Annotated in this window: 25 protein-coding genes; 10 read left to right on the forward strand and 15 right to left on the reverse strand. The window is 54.8% G+C overall.

From position 1 onward, the window contains the following. Nucleotides 1-36: 36 nt before the first annotated feature. Nucleotides 37-393, reverse strand: a complete 357-nt coding sequence (locus ACS603_RS18985) for a DUF2500 domain-containing protein (protein ID WP_474944719.1) — start codon at nt 391-393, stop codon at nt 37-39. Nucleotides 394-522: 129 nt separating this feature from the next. Here ACS603_RS18985 and ACS603_RS18990 point away from each other — a divergent pair, with 129 nt between their 5' ends. Together ACS603_RS18990 and zntA are read left to right on the forward strand one after the other, a co-directional pair. Then, nucleotides 523-1,149 (forward strand): lysoplasmalogenase, encoded by a 627-nt coding sequence (locus tag ACS603_RS18990; protein ID WP_182062850.1) that lies wholly within the window; start codon nt 523-525, stop codon nt 1,147-1,149. A 76-nt stretch (nt 1,150-1,225) separates the two neighbouring features. Continuing rightward, the gene (gene zntA / locus ACS603_RS18995) at nt 1,226-3,412 is read left to right on the forward strand and encodes a Zn(II)/Cd(II)/Pb(II) translocating P-type ATPase ZntA (protein ID WP_474944720.1); all 2,187 of its coding nucleotides are present in this window, start codon (nt 1,226-1,228) and stop codon (nt 3,410-3,412) included. Between the two features lie 40 nt (nt 3,413-3,452). Here zntA and tusA read toward each other — a convergent pair whose 3' ends face one another. Further along, complete coding sequence (gene tusA, locus ACS603_RS19000) at nt 3,453-3,695, reverse strand: sulfurtransferase TusA (protein ID WP_008503071.1); 243 nt, start codon at nt 3,693-3,695, stop codon at nt 3,453-3,455. Nucleotides 3,696-3,862: 167 nt separating this feature from the next. Between tusA and ACS603_RS19005 the strand changes: the two genes are divergently transcribed. Together ACS603_RS19005 and ACS603_RS19010 are read left to right on the forward strand one after the other, a co-directional pair. Beyond that, on the forward strand, nt 3,863-4,528 hold the full coding sequence (locus tag ACS603_RS19005) for a 7-cyano-7-deazaguanine/7-aminomethyl-7-deazaguanine transporter (RefSeq protein ID WP_014072175.1): 666 nt from the start codon (nt 3,863-3,865) through the stop codon (nt 4,526-4,528). Between the two features lie 72 nt (nt 4,529-4,600). Next, nucleotides 4,601-5,158, forward strand: coding sequence for a DcrB family lipoprotein (locus ACS603_RS19010; protein ID WP_182062852.1), 558 nt, complete (start codon nt 4,601-4,603; stop codon nt 5,156-5,158). A 4-nt stretch (nt 5,159-5,162) separates the two neighbouring features. On the opposite strand, the gene ACS603_RS19015 is transcribed toward ACS603_RS19010, so the two are convergent. Further along, on the reverse strand, nt 5,163-6,380 hold the full coding sequence (locus ACS603_RS19015) for an MFS transporter (RefSeq protein ID WP_315687162.1): 1,218 nt from the start codon (nt 6,378-6,380) through the stop codon (nt 5,163-5,165). A 144-nt stretch (nt 6,381-6,524) separates the two neighbouring features. Here ACS603_RS19015 and ACS603_RS19020 point away from each other — a divergent pair, with 144 nt between their 5' ends. Together ACS603_RS19020 and acpT are read left to right on the forward strand one after the other, a co-directional pair. Next, nucleotides 6,525-7,574, forward strand: coding sequence for an AI-2E family transporter (locus tag ACS603_RS19020; RefSeq protein ID WP_182062854.1), 1,050 nt, complete (start codon nt 6,525-6,527; stop codon nt 7,572-7,574). Nucleotides 7,575-7,677: 103 nt separating this feature from the next. Then, nucleotides 7,678-8,298, forward strand: a complete 621-nt coding sequence (acpT, locus tag ACS603_RS19025) for a 4'-phosphopantetheinyl transferase AcpT (RefSeq protein WP_182062855.1) — start codon at nt 7,678-7,680, stop codon at nt 8,296-8,298. On the opposite strand, the gene arnF is transcribed toward acpT, so the two are convergent. From arnF to ACS603_RS19065, 8 genes are all read right to left on the reverse strand, one after another. Further along, nucleotides 8,231-8,635, reverse strand: coding sequence for a 4-amino-4-deoxy-L-arabinose-phosphoundecaprenol flippase subunit ArnF (gene arnF / locus ACS603_RS19030; RefSeq protein WP_182062856.1), 405 nt, complete (start codon nt 8,633-8,635; stop codon nt 8,231-8,233). The genes acpT and arnF overlap by 68 nt on opposite strands. Beyond that, complete coding sequence (gene arnE, locus ACS603_RS19035; RefSeq protein ID WP_182062857.1) at nt 8,632-8,970, reverse strand: 4-amino-4-deoxy-L-arabinose-phosphoundecaprenol flippase subunit ArnE; 339 nt, start codon at nt 8,968-8,970, stop codon at nt 8,632-8,634. Before arnE ends, arnF begins: the two co-directional genes overlap by 4 nt. Further along, nucleotides 8,967-10,622: a lipid IV(A) 4-amino-4-deoxy-L-arabinosyltransferase gene (arnT, locus tag ACS603_RS19040; RefSeq protein WP_315687169.1), complete on the reverse strand. Its 1,656-nt coding sequence runs from the start codon at nt 10,620-10,622 to the stop codon at nt 8,967-8,969. Before arnT ends, arnE begins: the two co-directional genes overlap by 4 nt. Further along, on the reverse strand, nt 10,619-11,521 hold the full coding sequence (arnD, locus tag ACS603_RS19045) for a 4-deoxy-4-formamido-L-arabinose-phosphoundecaprenol deformylase (RefSeq protein WP_474944721.1): 903 nt from the start codon (nt 11,519-11,521) through the stop codon (nt 10,619-10,621). Before arnD ends, arnT begins: the two co-directional genes overlap by 4 nt. Further along, nucleotides 11,518-13,500 (reverse strand): bifunctional UDP-4-amino-4-deoxy-L-arabinose formyltransferase/UDP-glucuronic acid oxidase ArnA, encoded by a 1,983-nt coding sequence (gene arnA, locus ACS603_RS19050; RefSeq protein WP_182062860.1) that lies wholly within the window; start codon nt 13,498-13,500, stop codon nt 11,518-11,520. The genes arnD and arnA overlap by 4 nt, the downstream gene beginning before the upstream one ends. Next, nucleotides 13,497-14,480, reverse strand: coding sequence for an undecaprenyl-phosphate 4-deoxy-4-formamido-L-arabinose transferase (arnC, locus tag ACS603_RS19055; RefSeq protein WP_182063487.1), 984 nt, complete (start codon nt 14,478-14,480; stop codon nt 13,497-13,499). Before arnC ends, arnA begins: the two co-directional genes overlap by 4 nt. 1 nt (nt 14,481) lies before the next feature. Then, entirely contained in the window at nt 14,482-15,621 is a 1,140-nt protein-coding gene (gene arnB / locus ACS603_RS19060; protein WP_446491703.1) for a UDP-4-amino-4-deoxy-L-arabinose aminotransferase, read from the reverse strand. A gap of 437 nt (nt 15,622-16,058) precedes the next feature. Beyond that, nucleotides 16,059-16,565, reverse strand: a complete 507-nt coding sequence (locus tag ACS603_RS19065) for a phenolic acid decarboxylase (RefSeq protein ID WP_182062862.1) — start codon at nt 16,563-16,565, stop codon at nt 16,059-16,061. Between the two features lie 99 nt (nt 16,566-16,664). Here ACS603_RS19065 and ACS603_RS19070 point away from each other — a divergent pair, with 99 nt between their 5' ends. Beyond that, nucleotides 16,665-17,525 (forward strand): LysR family transcriptional regulator, encoded by an 861-nt coding sequence (locus ACS603_RS19070; protein WP_315687175.1) that lies wholly within the window; start codon nt 16,665-16,667, stop codon nt 17,523-17,525. 54 nt (nt 17,526-17,579) lie between these two features. Then, nucleotides 17,580-18,374, forward strand: coding sequence for an SDR family NAD(P)-dependent oxidoreductase (locus tag ACS603_RS19075; protein ID WP_474944722.1), 795 nt, complete (start codon nt 17,580-17,582; stop codon nt 18,372-18,374). 5 nt (nt 18,375-18,379) lie between these two features. Here the strand turns inward: ACS603_RS19075 and ACS603_RS19080 are convergent, their stop codons facing one another. Continuing rightward, complete coding sequence (locus ACS603_RS19080; protein ID WP_182062865.1) at nt 18,380-18,907, reverse strand: NlpC/P60 family protein; 528 nt, start codon at nt 18,905-18,907, stop codon at nt 18,380-18,382. 239 nt (nt 18,908-19,146) lie between these two features. Between ACS603_RS19080 and ACS603_RS19085 the strand changes: the two genes are divergently transcribed. Further along, on the forward strand, nt 19,147-19,809 hold the full coding sequence (locus tag ACS603_RS19085; protein WP_182062866.1) for an HAD family hydrolase: 663 nt from the start codon (nt 19,147-19,149) through the stop codon (nt 19,807-19,809). Between the two features lie 58 nt (nt 19,810-19,867). On the opposite strand, the gene ACS603_RS19090 is transcribed toward ACS603_RS19085, so the two are convergent. The 3 genes from ACS603_RS19090 to ACS603_RS19100 all read right to left on the reverse strand — a co-directional run bounded on the left by ACS603_RS19090 (nt 19,868) and on the right by ACS603_RS19100 (nt 22,780). After that, a complete protein-coding gene (locus tag ACS603_RS19090) occupies nt 19,868-20,893 on the reverse strand; it encodes a TerC/Alx family metal homeostasis membrane protein (protein WP_474944723.1) in 1,026 nt (341 codons plus the stop codon). A gap of 165 nt (nt 20,894-21,058) precedes the next feature. Continuing rightward, on the reverse strand, nt 21,059-21,457 hold the full coding sequence (locus ACS603_RS19095; RefSeq protein WP_182062868.1) for a potassium channel family protein: 399 nt from the start codon (nt 21,455-21,457) through the stop codon (nt 21,059-21,061). 129 nt (nt 21,458-21,586) lie between these two features. Next, on the reverse strand, nt 21,587-22,780 hold the full coding sequence (locus ACS603_RS19100) for a BaiN/RdsA family NAD(P)/FAD-dependent oxidoreductase (RefSeq protein WP_474944724.1): 1,194 nt from the start codon (nt 22,778-22,780) through the stop codon (nt 21,587-21,589). A 228-nt stretch (nt 22,781-23,008) separates the two neighbouring features. On the opposite strand from ACS603_RS19100, the gene pitA reads away from it, so the two are divergent. Continuing rightward, nucleotides 23,009-24,508 (forward strand): inorganic phosphate transporter PitA, encoded by a 1,500-nt coding sequence (gene pitA / locus ACS603_RS19105; RefSeq protein WP_182062871.1) that lies wholly within the window; start codon nt 23,009-23,011, stop codon nt 24,506-24,508. Nucleotides 24,509-24,649: the final 141 nt, after the last annotated feature.

Raw genomic sequence — 24,649 nt, forward strand, 5'->3', positions numbered from 1 at the left:
ACCCTCAGCCCACCGGGAGAGGGGACTGACCTTGTATTATTCGGCCCTGAACCACTCGAACCGTGACCCTTTGTAGCTCAACGTCCCTCTGTCCCCGACCGTCAGCTGATGGTACTGCTGCGCGTCCAGACGGAACGTCATTTCCAGCCCGCCGGTTTCGGGTTTAAAGCTCGCCTCATACCGCACGGATGTCCCGGCTGGCGCTGTTTGCTGCTGGCGCGAACGGCGGTCGTTAAGGGTTTTTTCGCGCTTATTGCTGACTACCACACGTTTTTGCAGTAGCGGCGCGGCATCGTTGTTGGCCTTCTCGCGGCGCTGCTGCACAAAACGGAACGAGGCGGCGATAACAATTATGGCCACCACGACAACGAAAAACAGCGGCATCTTGCTCATTGGTTTATCCCATCAGATTATGCGGAAATCAGGATACCTTGCCTTATCCGACATTGCCAAACGCCTGCCCACGTCACTACACTGAATCAGAAACTGATTATTCAGTCATAACAGATACAGGGAGTTAATATGCTTTGGTCATTTATCGCTGTCTGTTTGTCTGGCTGGCTCTTCGTCGATGCATCTTATCGCGGGCCTGCCTGGCAGCGTTGGTTGTTTAAACCCGTTACCCTACTTCTCCTGCTGCTGCTCGCCTGGCAGGCTCCAATGTTCAATGCCGTCAGCTACCTGGTGCTCGCAGGCCTGTGCGCCACGCTGGTTGGTGATGCCTTGACGCTGCTACCCCGTCAGCGTTTGCTGTATGCCGTAGGGGCATTCTTCCTTTCGCACCTGCTTTACACCATCTATTTTGCCAGTCAGATGACGCTCTCTTTCTTCTGGCCGTTGCCGTTGATATTGCTGGTGATTGGCGCACTGCTGGTCGCGGTGATCTGGACACGCCTTGAAGAGATGCGATGGCCAATCTGCACCTTTATCGCCATGACACTGGTGATGGTGTGGCTGGCGGGTGAGCTGTGGTTCTTCCGCCCAACATCGGCTGCGATGTCGGCATTCTTCGGCGCAACGCTGCTGCTTATTGGCAATATTGTCTGGCTGGGCAGCCATTATCGCGGCCGTTTCCGCGCGGATAACGCTATTGCCGCCGCCTGTTACTTTGCCGGGCACTTCCTGATTGTACGATCGCTGTACATCTAAATAACCCTTGACTCTGGAGTCGACTCCAGAGTGTATGCTGCGGCTAATGAGAAAATTATCATTACCGGAGAATGCCATGTCGACTCCAGAGACAAACAAAAAAGTGCCACAATTTTCGGCACTTAAGCTTAACCTTCTTCCCGCAAAAGACGATTGCTGCTGCGAAGGCTCCTGCACAACTCAGCCTGAACAGGCATTACCCGATAACGGAAACCGTTACAGTTGGGTGGTGAATGGTATGGATTGCGCCGCCTGCGCACGTAAAGTCGAAAATGCCGTCCGGCAGGTGAAAGGCGTCGACCATGTTCAGGTGCTTTTCGCCACTGAAAAACTGTTGGTCAGTGCTGCCTCAGATATCAGCGCCCAGGTTGAAGCCGCCGTGAAAGGCGCCGGATATTCCCTGCGCAGCGAAGATGCCCCGGCCGAAAAAGTCAGCCCGCTGCGCGAAAATCTCCCGCTGATAATGCTGATTATCATGATGGCGTTAAGCTGGGCACTGGAACAGTTCAACCATCCTTTCGGTAATCTGGCCTTTATCGCCACCACGCTGGTCGGGCTGTACCCTATCGCCCGCCAGGCAGTGCGTCTGATGAAAACCGGAAGCTGGTTTGCCATCGAAACACTGATGAGCGTTGCCGCGATTGGCGCGTTGTTCATTGGCGCAACGGCAGAAGCGGCGATGGTACTGCTGCTGTTTTTAATTGGTGAGCGCCTTGAAGGCTGGGCTGCAAGCCGTGCGCGTAAAGGTGTCAGTGCGTTAATGGCGCTGAAACCCGAAACCGCAACTCAGCTGGTCAACGGTGAGCGTAAAACCGTGGCTATCAGTGCACTGCGCCCCGGTGATGTTATCGAAGTGGCCGCAGGCGGCAGGTTGCCTGCCGACGGCACGCTACTTTCGGCAATGGCCAGTTTCGATGAAAGCGCCCTTACCGGCGAGTCGATTCCCGTGGAGCGTGAAGCGGGTGAAAAAGTCCCTGCCGGAGCCACCAGCGTCGACCGTCTGGTGCAATTGACCGTGCTCTCCGAACCGGGCGACAGCGCTATTGACCGCATTCTGAAGCTCATTGAAGAGGCCGAAGAGCGCCGTGCGCCGGTGGAACGCTTTATCGATCGCTTTAGCCGCATTTACACCCCTGCCATCATGCTGGTTGCCCTGCTGGTCACCATTATCCCGCCATTGTTGTTTGGCGCGCCGTGGGAAGGCTGGATCTACAAGGGCCTGACGCTGCTGCTGATTGGTTGCCCGTGCGCGCTGGTTATCTCCACACCCGCTGCGATTACATCAGGCCTTGCCGCCGCAGCACGCCGCGGTGCGCTGATTAAAGGCGGTGCGGCACTGGAGCAACTGAGCCAGGTTCAGCATATCGCATTTGATAAAACCGGCACGCTGACCGTGGGTAAGCCACAGGTGACTGGCGTTTATCCCCAGAACATCAGTGAAGACGAACTACTGGTACTGGCTGCCGCCGTTGAACAAGGTTCGACGCACCCGCTGGCCCAGGCGATTGTGCGTGAAGCGCAGTCCCGTGGGCTGACCATACCGGCAGCCACTGCCCAGCGTGCGCTGGTGGGTTCAGGGATTGAAGCCCACGTCGGGGACAAGAAAGTGCTTATCAGTGCTGCGGATAAATTCCCTGTGGCCGGGTTAGCTGCCCGCGTAAATGAGCTGGAACAGGCCGGGCAGACGGTGATTATTGTGGTGCAGGATGGCACTGCGCTGGGGATGCTGGCACTGCGTGATACCCTGCGTGAGGATGCAAAAGCGGCCATGGCTGATCTGCATCAGATTGGTGTTCAGGGCGTGATCCTGACGGGGGATAACCCGCGCGCCGCCGCGAGCATCGCCGCAGAGTTAGGCATGGAGTTTCAGGCCGGGCTGCTGCCTGCCGACAAAGTAAAAGCAGTCACCCGACTGAATGGCAGTGCGCCGCTGGCGATGGTGGGTGATGGGATCAACGATGCCCCGGCAATGAAAGCCTCAACCATTGGCATTGCGATGGGTAGCGGCACCGATGTGGCACTGGAAACCGCAGATGCCGCGCTCACGCATAACCGGCTGACAGGGCTTTCGCAGATGATCCGCCTGGCGCGCGCCACTCGCGCTAACATTCGTCAGAACATCACGATTGCGCTAGGCCTGAAAGGGATTTTCCTGGTGACCACGCTGCTTGGAATTACCGGGCTGTGGCTGGCGGTGCTGGCAGATACCGGAGCAACCGTGCTGGTAACAGCGAACGCGCTGCGGCTGTTGCGTAAAAGGTAAAACACCGCCCGGTGGTGGCTTCGCCTTACCGGGCAGGCGATTAACCTTTACGAATCAAATACCGGTACGGCAGCGCTTCCGTCTGCTGCGCGACCAGTTCGTGTTCCATAAAGGTACAAAAACCGGGGATGTCGCGGGTGGTTGCCGGATCGTCGGCAATGATTAAAAGCGTTTCGCCGGTCTGCATGTTACGCACGGTTTTGCGCACCATCATCACCGGTTCCGGGCAGCGAAGGCCCTGGGCATCAAGCGTATGGTCTGGGCTGGAAAACAGGTCGGTCATTTTCTTCTCGTTCACATAAAAACGGCTGTAGTTTACGCCCCGTTGCCGCCAATGCAAACCAGGTTAACGATTGCGTGAAAATTAGCCATTGCAAAGGTGAATGAAAGCAGTATCATGCAGCGGTTTTTATTGGGTTCCCTCACCCCAACGTTCAAAAAGGTCACAAAATGACGCAGTTCTCTCAACCGCAGCGCGTAAAAGCGTTGTTCTGGCTTTCTCTTTTTCATCTGCTGGTGATCACCTCCAGCAACTATCTGGTACAGCTGCCGATCGCCATTTTTGGTTTTCATACCACCTGGGGCGCGTTCAGTTTCCCGTTTATCTTCCTCGCGACCGATTTAACCGTGCGTATCTTTGGTGCACCGCTGGCGCGTCGAATTATCTTTGCGGTGATGCTTCCGGCACTGTTCATCTCCTACGTGATTTCTTCCCTGTTCTATATGGGAAGCTGGCAGGGCTTTGAGGCGCTAACGCACTTCAACCTGTTTGTGGCGCGTATCGCTACCGCCAGCTTTATGGCCTATGCCCTGGGGCAAATCCTTGACGTTCACGTGTTTAACCGCCTGCGGCAAAACCACCGCTGGTGGATGGCGCCAACGGCCTCCACGCTGTTTGGTAACGTAAGCGATACGCTGGCCTTCTTCTTTATCGCTTTCTGGCGTAGCCCGGATGCGTTTATGGCTGAACACTGGATGGAAATCGCGCTGGTGGACTACTGCTTCAAGGTGCTTATCAGCATTGTGTTCTTCCTGCCGATGTATGGCGTATTGCTGAATATGCTGCTGAAAAGGCTGGCAGATAAATCTGAAATCTCTGCATTGCAGGCAGGTTAAGGGTTCGCTTTAACAGTTGTGATAAGATGCTCGAATGAGCCGTTATGGCCGTTTATCGAAAGGAAGAAGTCAATGCGCAATCTGGTTAAATATGTCGGGATTGGCCTGCTGGTTGTGGGCCTTGCCGCCTGTGATAACAGCGACACGAAAGCACCTGCTCAAGGCGCGTCAGCAGAAAGTAATGCGGCCGGGCAGCCGGTAAGTCTTCTGGATGGCAAGCTGAGTTTCTCTCTGCCAGCAGATATGACCGATCAGAGCGGTAAGCTGGGTACACAGGCGAACAATATGCACGTCTATTCCGATGCGACCGGGCAGAAAGCCGTGATTGTGATTGTGGGCGATGACACCAACGAAGATCTGGGCGTTCTGTCCAAACGTCTGGAAGATCAGCAGCGCAGCCGTGACCCGCAGTTGCAGGTTGTGACCAACAAGTCCATTGAGCTGAAAGGTCACGCAATGCAACAGCTGGACAGCATCATCTCTGCAAAAGGCCAGACCGCATACTCTTCTGTGGTGCTCGGCAAGGTCGACAACAAACTGCTGACCCTGCAAATCACCCTGCCAGCAGACGATCAGCAGAAAGCGCAGACCGCCGCTGAAAACATCATTAACACCATCGCGATTCAGTAATTACTCACGATGGTGACGTGGCCTCCGGGGTTTGCTCCGGGGGCCATTTTTTTAGCCTCCACGTCAGCAACAACGCCACCGCCACCAGCCCCGCTGCCGCAAGGTAGATAACCGGCACGCCTGCCCACGCCATCACCAGCCCCGCCAGTGGCCCGGTAATGCCCAAAGACATATCCATAAACACCGTATAGGTCGCAAGCGCTGCCCCCTGGTTTTGCTGCGGCACCGCCTTCACCGCCACCACACCCAGCGCCGGGAACACCAGCGAGAAACCGGCGCCCGCCAGGAAAACACCCATTTTTGCCATCCACGGCGCCGCGGCAATCCCGGTCAGCAGCAGCCCGACAATCTCCACGCTAAAACAGATCATCGCCACATTCAGCCCGCCCAGGCGGTTGATACCGTTCGGGAACAGCAAACGCGTCCCCACAAATGCACAGCTAAACAGGGTTAACGCAAATGCGGCCCCGTCCCACCCTTTTGCATCGTAGAACAACGTAATAAAGGTCGCGATGACACCAAAACCAGCTGAGGCCAGCGCCAGCGCCATGCCATAAGGCCACACGCGGCCAAGCACCGCACGAAACGGCATCGGCTTACCTTTGCTGGCTTTCACTTTCGGGCGCGGCAGGGCAAACAAAATCGCCAGCAGTGCGACCGCCATAATGGTCAGCGCCAGCCCGTTTAGCCCCGCGAATGAAAAACAGACCACGCCCAGCGGCGCGCCGATTGCCATCGCCCCGTAGGTGACAATGCCATTCCACGATATCACTCGCCCAATGTGGGAAGCACCCACAACGCCCACGCCCCACAGCGTTGACCCTGTTCCGGCCAGGCTTTGTCCGATACCGAGGATCACGCGCCCCAGGCACAGCAGCACCAGGCTCACTATCGGCCAGCCGCTACTCAATCCGGCCATCAGGTAACTCAGCCCGCTGAGGAAGCAGCCACACAGCCCTAAGACCACAATGCTTTTTGGCCCGAACAGATCGGCATAACGCCCCGCATAAGGGCGACTTAGCAGAGTCGCGAAGTATTGCAGGCTAATCACCAGCCCCGCCCAGAATGCGCTAAACCCCATGACATCATGGACATAGCCAGGTAAGACCGCCAACGGCAGGCCAATGGTCAGATAACTGGCAAAATTAAAAATGACGACAGAAACAATACGCAGATTAAGGCGTAATCCGCTGAGTGCCGGTTCGGCGGAAGGTTCGGGCATGGGGTTCTACCTGGATTTTTACAACAGTGTTTCACTATTACCACGATGGGTTAAGAAAAGCAGCAGTGACTTTCAGATTAACGGCGTCAGACGAAGCGCAACCCGCGCACTACACTTAACAGGCTCCCGGCAAAAGGAATCCGTATGACATCGACCCAGCCCGACAAGACAGGTCTGCATATTTTGTTAAAGCTCGCCAGCCTGGTGGTTATCCTTGCGGGCATCCATGCAGCGGCAGATATCATCGTACAGCTCCTGCTGGCCCTCTTTTTCGCCATCGTGCTGAACCCGCTGGTGACCTGGTTTATCCGCCGCGGTGTGTCGCGACCAGTGGCAATAACAATTGTGGTTATCGTCATGCTGATTGTCCTGACTGCACTGGTCGGCGTGCTTGCCGCCTCGGTGAATGAATTTTCCACCATGCTGCCAAAATACAACAAAGAACTCACGCGCAAGGTCCTGCAATTACAGGATTCGCTCCCGTTCCTGCACATCCACATGTCCCCGGAGCGGATGCTGCAACGGATGGATTCAGAAAAACTCATGGCCTGGGCCACAACCCTGATGACGCAGCTCTCCGGCGCGATGGCCAGCGTTTTGCTGCTGGTGATGACGGTGGTATTCATGCTCTTTGAGGTACGTCATGTGCCTTATAAGCTGCGTTTTGCGCTGAATAATCCGCAAATCCATATTGCCGGCCTTCATCGCGCACTCAAAGGTGTGTCTCACTATCTGGCGCTGAAAACCTTACTGAGCCTGTGGACCGGGGTGGTTGTCTGGCTCGGGCTGGTGTTGATGGACATCCAGTTTGCGCTGATGTGGGGTGTGCTGGCCTTCCTGCTGAATTATGTGCCGAACATCGGGGCAGTGATTTCCGCCGTACCGCCAATGATTCAGGCATTTTTATTTAATGGCCTTTATGAATGCATGCTGGTGGGCGCGCTGTTTCTGGTGGTGCATATGCTTATCGGCAATATTGTCGAGCCACGCATGATGGGGCACCGGCTCGGGATGTCGACACTGGTGGTCTTTTTATCGTTACTCATCTGGGGATGGCTGCTCGGCCCGGTAGGGATGCTGCTTTCAGTCCCGCTTACCAGCGTGTGTAAAATCTGGATGGAGACAACCAAAGGTGGCAGCAAGCTGGCAATTTTGCTCGGCCCGGGGCGCCCCAAAAGCCGATTGCCGGGGTAATTCCGTATCCCGGTTAGCTATTATCAGGAGCATTGGATTATAGTATTGGTTTCGCCGCGGAACTTTGCGGTTATCTCTGTTTCGACTTAAGGCCCGACTTCATATGTACCAGGTTTTTCTGGGAAAGATCTCTTCGCTGAGCACAGACCGCTGGGCACAAGCTCTTGCCCTGCACGCTCCCACGGGCGTACAGCGCGACCGCTGGCTGGCCGGCCGCGGGTTGCTTTCCCGCCTGTTTGCACCACACCCCTTGCCGGAAATCGTCTATAGCGAACAGGGAAAACCGGGCTTTGCTGACGACTATCCACTGTGGTTTAGTATCAGCCATTGTGATGACGATATCGCCCTGATTGTCAGTGATGAAGGTGATGTGGGTTGTTCACTGGAACACATACGCCCGCAGGATAACTGGCGTACGCTTGCAAATGCGGTCTTCAGCACTGCCGAACATGATGAAATGGAAAACGAAAAACCGGAGAGTCAGCTTGCCGTGTTCTGGCGTATCTGGACGCGTAAAGGCGCCATCATCAAACAGCGTGGCGCGCACTCATGGCAAATAGTGAGTATCGACAGTGCTGCCAGCACCCTCCATACGGTAAGCCATTGCCAGGTCGACTCCCTGAGTCTTGCCGTATGCACGACCACACCATTTGGCCTTACGACGGCTCTGATCCATTCGGCCGACGACGCGTCGGCAGAAAAATGGTCAGCACACCCAGAATAATAAATCCGACACCCGCCAGCCCGTGCCAGGAGAACGTTTCTCCCCAACCGGGCAGCAGAATGGCTGCGCCCCACACCAGGATATAACTGAGACTCAGCAAGGCATAGGCTTTGCTGAGCGCCAGACGATGCAGCGCCAGATACCAGCATCCCATTGAAGCCACATAGCCCATCAGCCCAAGCATCAGCGACCCGGTACCCGGCGCAAAATGCCACAGCGCGATGATAAAAGAAAAATCCTCGCCAACCGGCGGGAGTGTCACCATGGCGTACCGTAACAACAGCTGCGCGATGCTGACTAACACCACGCTGCACAACGCCCAGAATGCGCCTTTCACAGGCTCCCTCCCAACAGGATTATCCCGACCATGATGAACCCTACGCCGAGCCAGTGGTGTGCCGCGACGTTCTCACGCCAGAACGTTTTCGCCGCCAGCGTCACCCAGACAAAGTTCAGGCTCAGCATCGGGTAAGCAATCCCTACAGGAAGGCGTTGCAGCACCACCAGCCAGACCAGCATTCCGAAGCCCAGCGCCAGCAGCGCCAGGCCAAGCCAGAAGACGATATGCGCACCACGCCGCCCGGATTTCGCCGGACGGGTGGCCTGTTTCTGGCACAGCTGCCCTGCACAGCTCAGCAGGCTAGCCAGAACCAGCCAGAACCAGGTCATCATTGTGGCAGATACTGCAAGTAAGCCAGACGCCCCTGAATATACAGGCTGTCAGGTTTTGGCAACTTCAGGCGCTCAAGGTCATCGTTTTTCGACAACAAGATCACCACCGAGATCCGCCCCTGCTGGCGATGTTCTTCCAGCCACTGTGGGAAATCGTCTTTGCCGACAAACCGGTCTTTCACATCCGGGTAGTCCAGCCCGTAACGCACTTCACCGCTCTGACCATACAGAACGATGTCATTACGCTTTAACTCCCAGGCCAGGCCAGACGCGACGCCCACGTTATTCGCCAGAACGAAACGGCTCTCCTGAAGCGGCTCACGTACGGTGTCCACCAGCGACTGCGGCTGTTTTGAATCCACCACCCGATTCGGGATAGCAAAGCCAATCAGCAGCGTCAGGCCAAGCGGACACAGCGCCGCCAGCCACCAGCGCTGCTGGCTCTGGCGCAGGGTAAACCAGCCCACGGCGGCCCAGATCAGGAAAGCCACAACCGCGCAGAAGACTTTATACAACTCAACGGACGTCCAGACCGGGTGTTTTGACAGCCCCCACGGGGAAACCACCAGCGCCGCCACCACACCCAGCACACCAAACGCCAGGTTGATCCATCCGTTGATGCGCAGCACTTTGCCGCTCTTTTCCGCCACGGTGCAGGCGTAGTGCGCCATCAGCATCGCCAGCGGTGCAAAGCACGGCAGGATATAGGTCGGCAGCTTACCTTTGGCGATACTGAAGAACACCAGCGGCATAACCACCCAACCAAGCAGGTACAATCCGCCGCCTTCGCCCTGTCGTCCACGCCAGCCCTGACGCAGCGCACCTGGCAGCAAGGCCAGCCACGGCAGACTTCCGGCAATCAGGAACGGAATGTAATACCAGAATGGCGCTTTGTGCTGGGCATCGCTCTGCGCAAAACGCTGAATATGCTCAACCCAGAAGAAGTAACGCCAGAAGTCCGGTTCACGATGGGCAATCGCCAGCCCCCAGGGCAGAACAATAAGCACGCAGCTGAGGATAGCCAGCCAGCCAAACAGCAGCACCTCTTTCCAGCGCTTCTGGGCAATCACCCACGGCAGCACGCCAATGACCGGCACGGCAAGCGCCAGGAACCCTTTGGTCATCACCCCCATTCCGCAGGCAAGCCCAAGCAGCACATAGCCACCCGCTTTTCCGGCGAACGTTTTCGCCTGTGCCGCCAGCCAGAAGCTGCACATCGCAAACACCAGCCAGAGAGTGATAATCGGATCCAGCACGGCATACGTGCCGATGCCATACACCAGGAAGAGGGTTAAGAAGATAACGCCCGAAAGCAAGGCGACGCGTTTATCGCGCCAGATGCGCCATGCGAGCCAGATAACCAGCAGCGCCGCCAGCCCGGTGGAGAATATCGCTCCCGCGCGTACGGCAAAGTTGGTATGACCAAACAGCATCTGTCCGATACTGTTAACCCAGTATCCGGCTATCGGTTTTTCAAAGTAACGAAGTCCCAGGAAATGCGGGACGACCCAGTCCCCTGATGCCAGCATTTCACGGCTAATTTCCGCGTAGCGCGTCTCATCAGGCTGCCATAACAGGCGGATATCGACGGGAATAAGGTAGTAAATGACAAACAGTGCGAAAAGCGCAAAGCCATAACGGGCTGCTTTCATGGTACCGGGCTCACGGTTTGTTGATAGCCAAGCCAGCCTTCCCGGCCAGCCATTTCTTTACGAACAATTTTGCCTACAGGCAGTGTGCTGAGGTCGTCAGGCAGCAGTTCGCTGAGTGGGCAAAACTGAATACCTTCCTCTGCGGCCATCGTCAGCAGCGCATCAAAGTCATGCTGATACGCAATCCCTTCCACTTCGGCGTGGATGGTATACACCGGCGTACCGGTATCACGATGGATGCAATCCAGAATGTAACGGTTAAAGCCCTCGGCAGTCACCTCGCGTCCCACCACTTCATCCCAGGTGGGAAGCGTGACCGGGATTTGCACAGTGCCAAACAGGTTTTCACCCAGCAGAGGCAAAAACGGCCCGCTGCCGCGACAGTCGCTGTTATAGCGAAATGCGAATGGCTGTTTCGCTTTCACCACGCGCTGATCCGCTCGCCAGCCTGCCACCGCTGAACACTGCACCGGTTTACAGGTAATGGCTTCCAGCTCCATTATGCCGCGTTCAACCTCACGACCCAGACGTGGGATATCCCACACGCCGGCCCAGGCCTGCCACGCATGGTGATCCCAGGCATGTAGCCCTACCTCATGCAAACGCGATGCTTCGCGGATAATGTCTTCATTACCCGCGCCGATGCGCCTGCCAGGCCAGGCGGTTCCGGCCAGCAAAATATCCCAGCCGTACAGCGATGCTGCGCGTGAGCGCAGCATTTTGAACAGAAACGCCGGTTTAATCAGACGCCATAAATGGCGTCCCATGTTATCCGGCCCCACACTGAAGAAGATACTGGAGCGCACATCATGCTTGCCCAGTAACTCCAGCAGTTTGGGCACGCCATCACGCGTGCCCCGGAAGGTGTCGACGTCTATACGTAAGCCGACTTTTTTCATGATGTCTGTTCCGACAGCTCCACTGTGCGCAGGAAGAAATCGAGCGTTTCATCGATGGTCTGTTCCATCTTCACTTCCGGCGTCCAGTTCAGGCAGCGCTTGGCGTTACGGATGCTTGGCTTACGGTGCTCAACGTCCTGATAGCCTTTACCGTAGTAGCTGCTGCTTTCCACTTCACGGAAGCCCGCAAACGGCGGGAACTGGTCACGAAGTGGATGACGCTCGAAGCTTGCCAGCAGCATCTCAGCCAGTTCACGAATGCTGGCTTCGTTTTCCGGGTTACCGATGTTGATGATTTCACCGTTGCAGCGGCCATCTTTGTTTTCGATGATGCGGAACAGCGCTTCGATACCGTCAGAGATGTCAGTAAAGCAACGCTTCTGTTTGCCGCCTTCAATCAGCTTGATTGGGGAGCCTTCAACCAGGTTCAGGATCAGCTGAGTGATTGCACGCGAACTACCAATACGCGCGGCATTCAGGTTATCCAGACGTGGCCCCATCCAGTTAAACGGACGGAAAAGAGTAAAGCGCAGGCCTTCTTTTTCACCGTATGCCCAAATCACGCGGTCCAGCAGCTGTTTGGAAACAGAGTAGATCCAGCGTTGTTTGTTAATTGGGCCGACCACCAGGTTAGAGGTGTCTTCGTCGAAGTTTTTGTCCGTACACATGCCGTACACTTCAGACGTGGACGGGAAGATGATGCGCTTATCGTATTTCACGCAGTCGCGGATAATCTTCAGGTTCTCTTCGAAGTCCAGCTCGAACACGCGCAGCGGGTTACGGGTGTATTCAATCGGGGTCGCGATCGCCACCAGCGGCAGCACCACATCGCATTTCTTGATGTGGTATTCGATCCATTCGGAGTGGATGCTGATATCCCCTTCAACGAAGTGGAAACGCGGGTTGGTCAGGAAGCGGCTGATCGCATCAGAGCCAATATCCAGGCCATAGATTTCGTAGTTGTCGTCTTGCAGCAGACGTTCGGTCAGGTGGTTACCGATAAAGCCGTTCACACCGAGGATCAGTACGCGGGTGCGGCGTTTGATGGCCACAACCGGTGCGCTGGTGATAATTGCGCCAGCAACCAGACCCAGAGACTGCGCCAGCTGCGTGCCCTGAACGTATACGCCGTTGTCAGTTTGCCCGGTCAGAATTTCCAGCGCCTGCTCGCCGCAACTCACTACCAGCGGGGAAACAGAGACCACCGTACCCGGTTTTGCCGCCGGAATGTCGTCACGTACGCGGGATTTCCAGACAATAAATTTGCTTACGCCCGCGAAGCTGTACGCGCCCGGCCACGGGTCAGTGACCGCACGCACCAGGTTGTGCAGCTGACGCGCAGGTTTCGCCCAGTCCAGACGACCATCTTCCGGGTTACGGCGGCCAAAGCAGCTTGCTTTGCTCTCATCCTGCGCGGTCTCTTTAAAAGAACCCTGCTGAATGGAAGGCAGCACATCACGCAGCAGGTTTTGCGCAGCGCCACACAGTTTATGATGCAGTTGCAGCGCGGTTTCATCGGCTTCAATAACCACTTTCTGCTGGGCCACGATATCGCCCGCATCTGCGCGACGCACCATGCGGTGCAGAGTCACGCCGGTTTCCGTTTCACCGTTAACCAGCACCCAGTTCAGCGGCGCGCGGCCACGGTATGCTGGCAGCAGGGAGCCGTGCAGGTTGAATGCGCCTTTTGGTGCCAGGCTTAAGATATCGTTGCTCAGCAGATTGCGATAATAGAAAGAGAAAATCACATCAGGAGAAAGCGCGCGAATGCGGTCAACCCACAGCGGGTGGTTTACATCATCAGGGGCATACACCGGGATGCCACGCTCAGCGGCAATACGCGCAACGGAACCAAAGAAGTTATTTTCTCCGGCAGCGTCCGGGTGAGTGAAGATTGCAGCAATATCATAACCCGCTTCCAGCAGGGCCAGCGTGCCCGTACACCCCATATCGTGATAGGCAAATACAACAGCTTTCATGGGTGAATTTCCTCTTGAGATGCTTTGTGTTCCTGACGGACAACACGTTGAATAAAGTAGCGCGGACGTGCGCGAACATCGTTATAAATACGGCCGATGTACTCACCGAGTAAGCCCATCCCAACAAACTGGGCACCGATGAACATGAACAGTACGGCAAACAGCATAAAGACCCCTTCCGCCGCCCACTGAGGGCCGAAGATCAGTCGCAACGCGACCAGCAGAACGGAAATCGCAAACCCGGCCAGTGCGATAACACTGCCGAAGACGCTTAACAAACGCAGCGGCGTGGTGGTCAGGCAGGTGATCAGGTCATACATCAGGTTAATCAGGCGCATAAAGCTGTACTTCGATTCCCCGTGCTCGCGCTCTGCGTGCAGCACCGGGATTTCAGTCGCTCTGCGGGCAAAGGTATTGGCGAGAATCGGAATGAACGTACTGCGCTCGTGGCAGTGCAGCATGGCATCGACAATGTGGCGACGGTAGGCGCGCAACATGCAGCCGTAATCACCCATTGCTTTACCGGTCGTGCGCTGGATAAGGCGGTTAATGGTGCGCGACGCCAGCTTGCGGAACAGGCTGTCCTGGCGGTTCTGGCGAACTGTGCCGACCACGTCATAGCCTTCATCGGCTTTCGCTACCAGGCGCGGGATCTCTTCCGGCGGGTTTTGCAGGTCGGCATCCAGAGTGATAATCAGGTCGCCCGTTACGTGGCTAAAGCCAGCCATAATGGCAGAGTGCTGACCGTAGTTACGGTTAAGCAGTACGGCTACGATGTGGCTTCCTTCAACCTCTGCGGCGTCAGTGAGCATCTGGGCAGAATCGTCGCTGCTGCCATCATCTACCAGCAGAATTTCGTACGCCTTGCCCATAGTGTCACAGGCTGCCGTGGTGCGGCGGATAAGTTCAGGCAGGCTCTCCTGCTCGTTGTAAACCGGGATAACGACTGAAACTTTTTGTACAGGTGGTGCGCTGAACATATCAATTTCCTGCAAGCTGATGGAGCGCGGTAATGACGCGGGTTGCGTCGTCATGCGTCATGTCCGGGAAAAGAGGGAGTGAACAAATACGCGCGCTGTTCCATTCGGAGTTCGGGAGCGAGACTTCAGGGAAACGCTCGCGATAGTATTTTTGCGTATGAGCAGCACGGAAATGCAGACCAGTACCAATGCCTTTTGCTTTCAGCGCGTCCATTAACGCGTCACGTGAGATCCCACAGCGGGCTTCATCAACGCGAATGATAAAAAGATGCCATGCATGGACATGCGGCCAGGCTGGAATACGCAGCGGCTCGAAAGGTGTATCCGCAAGCTCCGTCAGATAACGTTCAGCGATTTCGCGACGGCGCGCGTTGGCTTCGCTCAACTTACCCAACTGGACCAGCGCCAGCGCGGCGTTGATATCCGCGAGGTTATATTTATACCCTGGGGAGATAACTTCCGCCTGCGGCGCGCGGCCGTGAGTCTGGCGGTCATAAGCATCAACACCAAGCCCGTGGAACTTGAGACTGCGGATACGTTGTGCCAGTTGTTCGTCGTCCGTCACCACTAAACCGCCTTCCGCGCAGGTCATGTTTTTGATCGCGTGGAAAGAGAAGATAGCGGTACCCTGCCAGCCAACATGGCGATTTTTGTAGTAAGTGCCTGCTGCGTGGGCTGCATCTTCAATAACAGGGATACCGTGACGTTCGCTTATCGTGTGAATCGCATCGATATCAAAAGGCGCACCCGCATAATGCACGGGGATGATGGCTTTGGTACGGGGAGTAATAGCGGCTTCGATGGCCTCTGGCGTTACCATCAGCGTGTCTTTGTCGACATCGATCATCACGGGTGTTGCGCCCAGCAGCACAATCATATTGAGGGTCGACACCCAGGTTAAAGAAGGGGTAATGACTTCATCACCGGGGCCAATGCCCATCGCCATCAGCGTGACGTGCATCCCGGCGGTTGCAGAGCAGACAGCAATCGCATGACGATTCCCCGTCAGCTTACAAAATGCCTCTTCAAGCTCCTGATTTTTTGGCCCTGTGGTGATCCAGCCCGACATCAAAACGTCCTGAAGCGCCGCAATTTCCTCAGCGCCCATCGACGGTCGCGAAAAAGGCAGAAAATCACTCATTATTAATTTCCTTGCTGTATTAAAGGCGTCATCTTTTACTGCGCTGTCGTAATGGGCAGCTCAATGGGATCATGCAAGATGGAATTTAAATAAATACCAAATAAAATTTAGTCGTTGCTTCATTTATGTCAACAAACCATCAACTAAGGCAAAGTAGTCCTCTTTTCTTAGGAAAAAATTAAGACACAGCTAAATTACAATGAGATTAACAAGAAGGGGAAGTTAAAAAACCGTTTAACAACATAAAGATAGATGGAATCTCTGTTTTTTTGAATTTTTTGTGATTAGGCTCACGGCAAATTAAGGCCGTATTTCACTTGATTGCAGGGAAAATAATAAGAAAAGTAAATAAATGCTCAACCAAAATTAGAATTCCGGGCATTTCGCCTGAAAAACGAAATCACCCGGGAACTTTCTAAATAAGTGAATTGTCGCGCTTAGTTAAGATTAGCAGGGAAATCATCCGGCAATTCACTGGCAGCACAGGCAATCACCGAGTCATTGTTCGCACCGCAGTCCCGCACAAAGGTAATGGTCGCAAACTCATCAATCACTTCAGTAGGATACGCCGGCCCCTGGTCACGATACGCATTCATCAGTGGGATATGATCATTCTGGAAACAGATCGTTTTTTCCGGGTTATTAATCACCCAGCGCGGGAAGAAAATCGTACCGTGGAAGAGTTTGTCACCCAGATTCACAATCAGGCTAACATCCGTACCGGTGGGTTCAGTCCAGGAAATTTTATAAATACTCTCACCCACCCTCACGATATATGCCTGCTGGTCTTTTACCCAACGGTTCGCCACGATGCCGCTGTGAATGCGGTAATCCAGCGTGGTGTCATTTTTCACGTAGATCTCGTAGTTCCAGCCATTATCGTAGGTGTAGACCAGGTGTTTACCCACAAAGCCGCTCAAATCATGTTTGTCGAAGGTGCTCATAATGTGTCTCCTCTGTTTTGATGAGACGATCGTACTCCTTCAAAAAATGGATGAATAACGCTATGTTTGAATCAAATTCATTCAAATTTTAGATACGTTATGCACAAGACAACGCTGGAACAGTGGTCACTACTGGAGAAAGTGGTAGAGCTTGGCAGCTTCGCCAGAGCGGCAGAAGAGACCGCCCGCAGCCAGTCCTCCGTGAGTTATAACCTGTCTTTATTGCAGGAGCGGCTGGGAGTGGCGCTGCTGGTGCCGGAAGGTCGACGCGCGGTATTAACCCCTGCCGGAGAATTGCTTCTCAACCAGGTAAAGCCGCTGCTCAAGGCTTTTTCGTACGTCGAAACACGGGCGGCAACGCTGCGCAACGGGATGCGCACGCGGCTGGACCTGGTCGTAGACAACATTTTCCCGCGCCGCCGTCTGTTCGCCATTTTGCGCCAGTTCCAGCAAATGTACCCGCAAACCCAGGTAAGGCTGACGGAGGTGCTGGAAAATGCCAGCTCGGATATCGTCAATAATGAAGCCGATGTCATGGTGTTAACCCGCCGTCAGGACATCACCGGGCTTGGCGAATGGTTGATGAACATTGATTTTGTTGCCGTCGCCCATCGCGATCACCCCTTATTTGCGCTCAATACGCCGCTCAATGACGAGATGCTACGTCCGTGGCCACTAATTCATATTGCAGATAACCAGCCTGCCGCCAGCACTGCCGGAGAGTCGTGGACATTTTCGACCATCGATGCCGCGATTGAGGCCGTGATGTATCAGGTGGGCTATGGCTGGTTGCCGGAGGAACGCATTCAGAGCCAGCTTGAACAGGGCGTGCTTAAAATGCTGCCACTGAGCCACGGTACGCGCCGTGCCACGCCTCTGCACCTGATCGTAAAGCGCGCCCTGACGCCGCTGGACGAGCAGGTTGAAACGCTACTGCGCCTTTTTAGCCCACCCCGGTAAACCTCAACTGCTACGCTTTAAGGTCTGAACTTTGAAAACCACAAGGAGCAGACAATGAAAATTGATTTTACGGGCAAAGTTGCGCTGGTCACGGCCTCCACGGGCGGCATTGGTTTTGCCATTGCCAAAGGGCTGGCCGAAGGCGGCGCGGAAGTGATCATCAACGGGCGTAGCACCGAATCGGTCAATAATGGGATACAGCAATTACAGCAGGCGGTGCCGGGTGTCCAGGTGCGGGCAGCCATTGCCGACCTCAGCACCCCGGAAGGGGTTGAATCGCTGCTGAAGGTCGCAACCAGTGTCGATATTCTGGTAAACAACGCCGGGATTTACGGCCCGCTGGATTTTTACGACACCGACGATGCCACCTGGGAGCGCTACTGGCAAACCAACGTGATGTCGGGTGTACGGCTCTCCCGCGCCCTGCTGCCGGGTATGGTGCAGAAAGGCTGGGGTCGTGTGGTCTTCATTTCATCGGAATCGGCCTGCAATATTCCGGCAGATATGATCCACTATGGCGTAACCAAAACTGCACAACTCTCACTGGCACGCGGCCTGGCGAAATTCGTGGCGGGAAGTGGCGTGACGGTGAACAGCGTGCTGCCGGGGCCAACCATTTCCGATGGTTTCGCCGGGATGATGAAAGACGAAATCGAAAGAACCGGCAAATCGCTGGAACAGCTGGCGAAAGAGTTTGTGATGGCCAACCGCCCCAGCTCAGTCATACAGCGCGCCGCGTCGGTTGAAGAGGTGGCTAATATGGTGGTGTATGTCTGTTCAACGCAGGCTTCCGCCACCTCCGGTGCGGCATTGCGCGTGGATGGCGGCGTGGTGGACGATATTATCTGACCTGCTCAGGCCGAACTGCCTGCCACACGGCGGGCAGTAATAAAGTGCTCTTGCCAGTAGTTGTCGGTCAAGGTTGAAACCGTGACGCCCTGGCTGCTCGACGCATGGATAAACTGGCTATCGCCAATGTACACGCCTACGTGACGGCGGTTTGGCCCAGTCTGGAAGAACACCAAATCCCCGGCTTTTAAGCGATATTGTGCCACCTGCACACCACGATGGATCTGCTCGCCTGTGGTGCGCGGCAGGTTGAGGTGCGCCGCATCGCTGAACAGGTGCTGCATCAGCGCAGAGCAATCCACCCCACGGTGCGTGGTGCCACCCCACAAATATTGGGTGCCTTTCCACTTCTGGTATTGATCAAGAATACGTGAGCGCAGCGGGCCCGTTTCCTGATGCACCAGCGCAGTCTTCGCCGGAGAAGTCGCCAGCTCGCTGTTCATGGACAACATCGACGCGGGCAGTTGAAAACTAAAGGCAGAAAAAGAAGCAAAACTTAACGAGAGTATTGAAATAAGCGATCTAAGAGTCATATCAAGAAAGAAGCAGTGAGTGAATTTTTCCTTACGCGTGGGGGCCAATGTTCCCCCGAAATATCTTTCGATGCGGTGATAATATAGACAGCTCATTTTTTACCCAATCTTTATCGGGACCAAAAATGGACTCACTTTCAGGTCGCAAGATTGATAAAAAAATGCACGTTACAGAAGGACTGATGGGGTAAAGCAGGTAAACTAATGAGCAGAATGTGTATTTCAGCTAAGACGTATTTATGACCAATATGATTGCCGACGAGGCAGTGGCCAAGTCCAACGTGCTCTCTGTCTTTGACTTTGATGGAACATTGACGCACCACGACAGCTTTATCCCGTTCCTGCGTTTTGCCTTTGGTAAACGTTACTTTGCGGGGCGCCTGGTGCGTATGGCGTTACCGACACTCCACTGCGTACGCCGTAAGCTGACGCGTGATGAGCTGAAAGAAGTGCTGATCAAAACCTTCCTGACCGGCGTAGATGAACACTGGCTGCGCCAGCAGGCCGAGGTGTTTTGCGAGAAATACTGGACGAAGCTGATGCGCCCGGCGGGTGTGCTGGCGGTTGCCGCAGAGGTCAATTCCGGTGCAGAGGTGACTATCTGCTCAGCCTCTCCGGCGCTGGTATTGCAACCGTGGGCCGATAAGCTCGGCATTAAGCTTATCGGGACACAGCTTGAAGTGAAAAACGGCAAGCTGACCGGACGGATCACCGGTAACAACTGCCGCTGTGCGCAGAAGGTCGCCAGGCTGGAAAAAGTGTATGGCAATCTGAACGATTACCATCTGCGCGCCTGGGGTGACACGCGAGGTGACCACGAACTGCTGGCGGCAGCGCAAGATCCGCACTGGCGACATTTCCATCATCCGCGTAAGCGCCGGAATTCACCGATTAAGGGTTAGTGCGCTCTGGTGCCCTCACCCCGGTCCTCTCCCGCCGGGAGAGGGCGAAAACAGAGCATCAGGCCGCACGTTTGCCAGGGAACATCACGCTCGTAATTATCCCCAGCGCTAACACCCCTAGCACCACAAACAGGCTGGCGGTTGCGCCAATGCTGTAACCGTGATGCCAGAAGTGATCGGTGGCATTAAGACCCAGCTTAAACGCGACAAAGAACAGCAGCAGGACCACCGCTTTCTCCAGATGCACCAGGTACTGTTTCAGCGCTTCCAGCACAAAATAGAGCGTACGCAGGCCGAGGATAGCGAACATCATTGCGCTGTAGATGATGAGCGGTTCACGGCTGACGGCGATAATCGCCGGGACCGAGTCAAACGCGAACATCACATCGGACAGCTCAACAACCGCCACGCAGAGCAGCAGTGGTGTTGCGTAACGCTTCGCCTTCTTCATGCGCCCGACCATAACATCCTGGTTTTCTGGCTTTTCAAGCTCTACATCCACCTCTTTCTGGGTCAGGATAAACGCATTGCTGCTGATTTTCGGCCAGACCGGGTAAAAGCGCTTCACCAGACGGTAGGCCAGATGGCCGGAGTAATCTTCAACCTCGTCACTCTCTTCGTTACGTTTGAGCATCATCAGTGCCGTCCAGCCAACAACCAGCGCAAAGATGACCTCGACGTAGGGCCCCAGGCTCAGCAGGCTGGTACCAATGGCGACGAAAATACCGCGGAAGACAATCGCCCCCAGTACACCCCAGTAGAGCACGCGGTGGCGGTACTTATCCGGCACGCCGAACCAGGCAAAAATCGCCATCATGACAAACAAGTTATCGACCGACAGCACCTCTTCCAGCGCATAACCGGTCAGGAACAAGCTCGCCATCTCTGCGCCATGATGCACATAGAGGAACCCGGCGAACGCCATCGCCATCATGACCCAGAAAATAGACCACATGGCGGCGCTTTTCAGCGAGACAGGTTTATCGTGACGGTGCATGAAGAGGTCGATAAACATCGCCCCGACAGCCATCACGACAAAAACAACAACGGTTTCAGTTGGGAAACCGAGATGAGCAACAGACATACACAACCCTTTTTGAAGACAAAACGCTAACCATGCAGACTGGTTAAAACCAGAAGTAGAAAAGGGTGGGCTGTTTATCAGCCTCTCACCCTCAAGGCCGCAGCCTAATCGGCTGCGCAAGGAAACGTACTTTACCTTACTACAAGGGGTGGGCGCATCTTTCGATTAGGCGCTCATTCCACGTAACCGCTGGAGCACGGCCACCAGCACCGCCACTGACCAGCCGACCATCAGGGCGCCGACCAGCCCTTCCAGCCCGCCAATCAGCCGCCAGTTTTGCGGCAGCGTTACATCGCCATACCCCACCGTGGCGTAGCTCACCAGCGAGAAGTAGAAGCTAGTGTTCCAGTCGTTAAAAGCCTCAACCAGGAAGTAGAATCCCGCAAACAGGCTGGCTTCGAGAAGATGGGCAAAGATCATTGAAATCACAATGCCGACATTGCGCAGCACAACGCGCACCGCAGAATCGACTTCCAGGTTTATGAATTTTAAAACGCAAAACATCCACAGCGAATGGATAACCACGGTTAGCGTGAGCAAAATAATGATGCTGAGTAGCTGCATGGAAGGGGCTCTGACTGAGAAAGAGAAGACTGCCCCTGCTGAACGCGCCGGGGCACCTGAACATGTTTTTCTGAGTCGAAGCTTAGTGGAAAGCCGGGGAAATGTTGGTGCAATAATTGCGTAGTGTGATTATTTCTCTGCCAGAGCCTGCGCGCATGCCCATGCGCTCGCCCAGGCCCACTGGAAGTTATACCCACCAAGCCAGCCGGTAACGTCCATCACTTCACCAATAAAATAGAGGCCCGGCACGTCACGCGCTTCCATGGTGCGCGAAGAAAGCCCATCAGTATCGACGCCGCCAAGCGTCACCTCTGCCGTACGGTAGCCTTCGGTGCCGTTGGGTTGCACGCGCCAGTTTGTCAGAGTATCTACCAATGCCTGCTGATCGCGGCTGTTTAGCTGCTTAAGAGACACATCCGGCACCTGCCCTAACACCTGCAAGCACTCAACCAGGCGCTTCGGCAACTGCATCGCCAGCGTGTTTTTCAGGCTTTGATTAGGATGTGCACTGCGCTGCTCGTCCAGGAAGCTTTCCAGGTCGCAATCAGGCACCAGATTGACCGTCACAAACTCGCCCGGTTGCCAGTAGCTGGAGATCTGTAACACCGCCGGGCCGGAAAGCCCGCGATGGGTGAAAAGCAGATTTTCGCGAAATACCGTGCCATCTTCGGCAGTGATGACAGAGGGAACAGACACGCCGGAGAGTGTCTGAAGTTGTTCAAGTAATGGCTTATGCAGCGTAAACGGCACCAGCCCGGCGCGTGTAGGCAGTACCTTCAGGCCAAACTGTTCGGCAATCTTGTAGCCAAAGGGTGACGCACCCAGCCCCGGCATCGACAGCCCGCCGCTGGCAATCACCAGATTATCCGCGCTGACGGTTTCACCGTTCAGTTGCAGCGTATAGCCTTGCTCATCGCGCGATACCTCCAGCACTTCCGTACGCAGGCGCATGACCACATCGCCTTTTTCGCACTCGGCCACCAGCATATCGACAATCTGCTGGGCGGAGTCGTCGCAGAACAGCTGACCCAGCGTTTTTTCATGCCAGGCGATACCGTGTTTACCCACCAGATCGATAAAATCCCATTGGGTATAGCGCGCCAGCGCAGATTTGCAAAAATGACGGTTTTGACTCAAATATGCCGCGGGTTCGACATACAAATTGGTAAAGTTGCAGCGGCCCCCGCCAGACATCAGGATCTTGCGTCCGGGTTTTTTACCATTATCCAGCAGCAGTACCCGACGGCCCGCTTGCCCGGCCATTGCCGCACAAAACATACCCGCCGCACCGGCCCCAATCACAACGGCATCAAACCTTTCCACGTCAAAACCCTCTTCGTTAACTGCGCGGATTGTAAAGTTTCCGCTGTGGTCGCACCAGCGCAAATAAGCCAGATATCAGTCATATATTTGAAATATAAAATATATTTCTTTACCTAAGTCCACCAAAGCCGAAGGAATATCAAAAAAAAGCTATATTTCACTTTGCCCGTTGCGCATTTGTCCTGGATAATGCGCCGCGTTCATGTCCTCAAAATGGCGTAACGTCCTATGCTACATTTGTTTGCTGGCCTGGATTTACATACCGGGCTTTTATTATTGCTTGCACTAGTTTTTGTTCTGTTTTACGAAGCAATCAACGGCTTCCACGACACTGCAAACGCAGTAGCAACGGTTATCTACACTCGCGCAATGCAGTCGCAACTTGCGGTTGTTATGGCGGCGGTATTTAACTTTTTTGGTGTCCTTCTGGGCGGACTGAGCGTTGCGTATGCCATTGTGCATATGTTGCCAACGGATCTGCTGCTTAACGTTAGTTCTGGCCATGGCCTTGCTATGGTGTTCTCAATGCTGCTTGCTGCAATTATCTGGAACCTCGGTACCTGGTATTTCGGCCTGCCTGCATCCAGTTCTCACACCCTCATCGGCGCGATTATTGGTATTGGGTTAACGAATGCCCTGATGACCGGTACATCGGTTGTCGATGCGTTGAACATCCCGAAAGTGATTGGGATTTTTGCCTCACTTATCGTCTCCCCTATCGTGGGTCTGGTGGTAGCAGGTGGATTGATTTTCATCCTGCGTCGTTACTGGAGCAATACTAAAAAACGCTCCCGTATTCACCTGACACCGGCAGAGCGTGAGAAGAAAGACGGCAAGAAAAAACCGCCATTCTGGACGCGTATTGCCCTGATCCTTTCCGCTATCGGCGTGGCCTTCTCACACGGCGCGAACGATGGTCAGAAAGGCATTGGTCTGGTGATGCTGGTCCTGATTGGTGTTGCTCCGGCAGGCTTTGTGGTCAACATGAATGCCTCCGGTTACGAAATCACACGTACTCGTGATGCCGTGAACAACGTCGAAATTTACTTCCAGCAGCACCCTGAGCTGCTGAAGCAAGCGACCGGTGTTGACCAGTTGATCCCTTCACCGGAAGCAGGCGCAACCACCGCACCTGGCGAGTTCCACTGCCACCCGGCGAATGCGATTAATGCTCTGGAACGTGCGAAAGGTATGTTGGGCGACATCGAAAGCTACGACAAACTTACCGTTGAGCAGCGCGGTCAGCTGCGTCGCATTATGCTTTGCATCTCTGATGTGACGGATAAAGTGGCGAAACAGCCTGGCATAAGCGCTGACGACCAGCGACTGCTGAAGAAACTGAAAGGCGATATGCTCAATACCATTGAGTACGCGCCAATCTGGATAATCATGGCGGTTGCGCTGGCACTGGGTATCGGTACGATGATTGGCTGGCGCCGTGTGGCAACAACAATCGGCGAGAAGATTGGTAAGAAAGGCATGACGTATGCGCAGGGTATGTCCGCGCAGATGACAGCGGCGGTTTCTATCGGTCTGGCGAGCTACACCGGGATGCCAGTGTCCACCACCCACGTACTCTCCTCCTCTGTGGCGGGTACCATGATTGTTGACGGTGGTGGTCTGCAACGCAAAACGGTTACCAACATTCTGATGGCCTGGGTGTTCACACTCCCGGCATCCATCCTGCTGTCTGGTGGTTTGTACTGGATTGCGCTGAAGCTGATTTAATTCGTTAAGCGCAACAAAAAAGCGGGCCAGGAAACTGGCCCGCTTTTTTTATAGCTGTCTTGTACTGGAGCGATCGGGGCATCAGGAAACCCTGAACATTTTTTGTCCAAAAAAGCAGGTTGGCGGAAACTATCATGACGG

This window comes from Enterobacter sp. Li2LvB3 (assembly GCF_056156645.1).